3 protein-coding genes are annotated in these 2206 nt (G+C 65.0%); 1 reads left to right on the top strand and 2 read right to left on the bottom strand.

Features of this window, described 5'->3' with window-relative positions; genetic code table 11:
- The coding region (locus QZ609_RS26570; RefSeq protein WP_295501533.1) for a glutamine synthetase beta-grasp domain-containing protein at nt 1–382 on the bottom strand (382 nt) is incomplete at its 3' end.
- Nucleotides 383–838: 456 nt separating this feature from the next.
- Here QZ609_RS26570 and QZ609_RS26565 point away from each other — a divergent pair.
- The gene (locus QZ609_RS26565) at nt 839–1315 is read left to right on the top strand and encodes a rhodanese-like domain-containing protein (RefSeq protein ID WP_295501540.1); all 477 of its coding nucleotides are present in this window, start codon (nt 839–841) and stop codon (nt 1313–1315) included.
- Between the two features lie 66 nt (nt 1316–1381).
- On the opposite strand, the gene QZ609_RS26560 is transcribed toward QZ609_RS26565, so the two are convergent.
- The gene (locus QZ609_RS26560; RefSeq protein WP_295501537.1) at nt 1382–2200 is read right to left on the bottom strand and encodes a competence/damage-inducible protein A; all 819 of its coding nucleotides are present in this window, start codon (nt 2198–2200) and stop codon (nt 1382–1384) included.
- Nucleotides 2201–2206 lie beyond the last annotated feature (6 nt).

The raw sequence follows: 2206 nt of genomic DNA, 5'->3' as shown, positions 1-2206 counted from the left end.
AGGCGGTGTCGCCCAGGCCGGAGCTCTTCAGGTAGGCTTCAGCGCGCTTGGCGATCGAGCGCGGGTCGCGATCGTAGCCCTTGCCGTCCGACGGTTCGATCACGTCGCAGGTCAGCACCAGGGTCGGCTCTTCGTAGAACGGGTCGATGTGGGCGGTGTTCGAATCCGGCATCAGCAGCATGTCCGACGCTTCGATGCCCTTCCAGCCGGCGATCGACGAGCCATCGAACGCGTGGCCGCTTTCGAACTTGTCTTCGTCGAAATGCGACACGGGGACCGAGACGTGCTGCTCTTTACCCTTGGTATCGGTGAAGCGGAAATCGACGAACTTGACGTCGTTTTCCTTCACGAGCTTCATCACGTCTGCAATGCTGTGGGACATGCCATTCTCCTGGTAGCGCAATAACGCAAATCATTGTGAGCCGGTTGTGTGACGGATCGCTGTGAACCGCCCGCACACGCCGAAACATCTTCTTCCTGACAAGGCCGTCCGACACCGCTGGACGCCCCTGAAAAAGACCGGGGAAATCTTAGCAGAAAGCATGCCAATTGCTGCCCCATGTCGCGCATTGCCTCCCGCAAATAGTGCAGGCTGGCGGCAAGCCGTGTCAGGCGCGGTGCGGCCGGCATCGGAAATCGGCGGTAGTCGGCGGTTGGCTTTCACCGATTCTGCGCCACAAGCTGTTCAGGCAGGATAGGCAATGCACGCGAACAGTGCACCGAGAACGTTTACGCACACATATAGTGCACTTGAGGCGTGCGCGCCCTGTTTTGGGGAAATGACGCCGGTTGATGTGACCGCAGCGTTAAAATGCGCTTTTCCACCCCGTCGATTGCCATGACCGCTACCACCGCCACCCGTGAGTCCCTGCTCGACGCTGCCGCCGCGCGCCGCGATGCCGGTCAGCTGCCGTACTTCGGTGCATTGACCCCGCAGGAAACCGCCGCCCTGCTGGCCGCCGACCCACGGGCCCGCCTGGTCGATGTGCGTACCCGCGCGGAGCTGGATTGGGTCGGCACGCCGGATGTCGCGCCCGACCAATTCGTGCATGTGGAGTGGAACCAGTATCCAGGCGGCGTGCGCAACCCGAGTTTCCTGGACGTGCTGGAAGCCGCCGTGCCCAAGGATGCGCCGGTGCTATTCCTGTGCCGCAGCGCCGCGCGCTCCAAGCATGCGGCCATGGCCGCCGCGCAGGCCGGCTACAAGCTGGCGATGGATGTGCTCGAAGGCTTCGAAGGCGCCAAGGATACTGAAGGCCACCGCAAGACCGTGGAAGGCTGGTGCTTCCGCGGCCTGCCCTGGCACGGCGCATGACGTTGGCCAACACTCTGCTGGCCAACACTCTGCTGGCCAACATGCTGCCGGCCAGCACTCACGGCATCAGGACGCCGCCGCGGCGTCCGTCTCGATGATCTCGCCGCCCAGCGCCAGCGCGCCTTCGCGCAGCACCACGTAGGCACGTGCCACGGCCTCGGGCGGCCCCTTCACCCCCAGGTCGATGTGCGAGCGGGCATAGCGCTCGCCGCGCGACGCATCGCCCACGCTGGGCAGGCTGAACACCTTCACGCCATCGAACTCGGCTTCGATGCGCTCCATCAGCGGCGTCAGCCGCGACTCGGGCAGGCCGAACACCAGGAACGAACGCTCCTCGCGCGGCGCGGTGTGGAACAGGTGCGCGTAGTAGGTGTCGAGCACCCACTCCATCATCGGCCAGGCCATCACCGGGAAGCCCGGCATGAAGTGATGATCGCCTACCGAGAAGCCGGGGATCCGGTTGTAGACGTTGGGGATGATGCGCGCGCCCTGCGGGAACTCGCCCATCTTGAAGCGGTGCTGGTTCTCCGGCATGGAGAGGTCTCCCTTGACCGCATCGCCCGCCGCCGTCTCGGCAATGCGCAAGGTGATCTGCTCGCGCGCATCGGGGTGCAGCACGAGCGGCACGCCCAGCGCAGCCGCCGCGCACTGGCGCGTGTGGTCGTCGGGCGTGGCACCGATGCCGCCGGTGCAGAACACGACATCGCCGGCGGCGAAGGTGCGCTTGAGCACCTCGGTAATGCGCGCGGGTTGGTCGCCGACGTACTCGGCCCATTCGAGCGCCAGGCCGCGTGCGCCCAAGACTTCGATCAGCTTGCGCAGGTGCTTGTCTTCGCGGCGGCCGGAGAGGATCTCGTCGCCGATGATGATCATGCCGAAAGCCATGTCAGT

This window comes from uncultured Ralstonia sp. (assembly GCA_913056305.1).
In the GTDB taxonomy this organism is placed as follows: domain Bacteria; phylum Pseudomonadota; class Gammaproteobacteria; order Burkholderiales; family Burkholderiaceae; genus Ralstonia.
This window is presented reverse-complemented; position numbering and strand designations above follow the sequence as displayed.

What these genes read in the sequence shown, in the direction of transcription:
- QZ609_RS26560 (WP_295501537.1), bottom strand. Translation starts at nt 2,200, where the DNA reads ATGGCTTTCGGCATGATCATCATCGGCGACGAGATCCTCTCCGGCCGC.
- QZ609_RS26565 (WP_295501540.1), top strand. Translation starts at nt 839, where the DNA reads ATGACCGCTACCACCGCCACCCGTGAGTCCCTGCTCGACGCTGCCGCC.